Genomic DNA, 1259 nt, shown 5'->3' with positions numbered 1-1259 from the left:
GCGATAGGGCAGGTGATGGGGGAAGCGATGGGGGCCGGGCCCGTGCCTCCGGTCGGTTTCGCGGTGGTCGACGCGGTGACCGGTCAGGGCCAGCTGTGCCCGCGCCACCCGGATACCGGGGATGATCTCGGCACCGAGCACGCAGATGACCGCGGTCGTCGGTTCGAGCAGTGCGTGCCGTTGCCGGGCGATGACCTGCGTCGTCCAGGCGATCAGCGGGGCGTCCGTCATGGTCCGCGGCGGCCCGGCTGGTCCGGCTGGTCCGGCCAATCCGGCCGAACCAGGGTGCCTGGAGTGCCTGGAGTGCCCGGAGCCGGGTGGGGCCGGCTGGGATGGCGCCCAATTGGCCCGGTGGGCCGGGCGTTCCCGGCGCGGACCGGGTACACCGGGACGCGCGGCGGGCCCAACCGGAGGCGGAGCGAACGTCCTCGTGGCCCAGGCTCGGACGACGCCGACGTCATCGGGGGACCAGTTGAGGTCGAGAGCCAGCGCGGCGAGGTAGAGCGCCTCGTGCGCCGCCAGGTGATCGGGGTCGGTCGGGTCGTATTCGCTCTCCCGCAGCTCCCGCAGCGATCCTTTCGCCCGGCCGGCGGCGAGCGCCGTCGCCGCGCGGACGAGATGGCGTTCCGCGGGAGGCGGGGAAGGATAGCGGAAGGGCACACCCGCGGGCTCGACGCGGTGCTGTTCGTGCAGCAGGAGCGATACCAGGAGCCGGGCTGAGGCAAGCGGCATCGTTGCGGTGTTCCTTCACGGGCAGCGGGATGGATCCGGAGCCGGATTTCACCGGAAGAAAGAAAAAATAGCAGGGCATGCCGACAGTACCCGGCGACCTGCCGCGCGGAAATACATTTCGGTGCTCTCGCCGCGGCCGGGTCGTGGCATCTCTGGTATCTCGTTATATTTTTATAGGGGACGTAATGAAGTAACAAATACGTGATCGAGAGCATCATCGCAGGTCACGGGCCTGTGGAGGGTTCGAAACGCGCAAGTTATTTCATTTCGACTCCATAATATTGATAAATGTCAGGCGTTACCCAAGGGCGTATTATTTTATTTCATCTGAAAATATGTTATTCATCGTCCCTCGGGAAATGTGGTGAACGGCGCGAAGACCAGGGCGGACGTAAGACCGGGGTGAGCATAAGGTAAACATTCACCTGCTTTAGTGATCTTGCTGTAGGTGACGGTTCACGGGCATGGCTGTGGGCCGCGCGGGCGAAGTCGCGAAGCGTGCCGCTCATCGTCTCGCCTCCCTACGT

The 1259-nt window shown here is 65.1% G+C and carries 1 pseudogene; it reads right to left on the bottom strand.

Annotated features, from left to right (window positions below):
- A pseudogene (locus tag ACY45C_RS20865) lies at window positions 1-732 on the bottom strand (hypothetical protein); the annotation flags it as partial.
- Window positions 733-1259 lie beyond the last annotated feature (527 nt).

This window comes from Frankia sp. CcWB2 (genome assembly GCF_977927585.1).
Note: the sequence above shows the minus strand (reverse complement) of the source record. Positions and strands in the feature narration are given on the sequence as shown.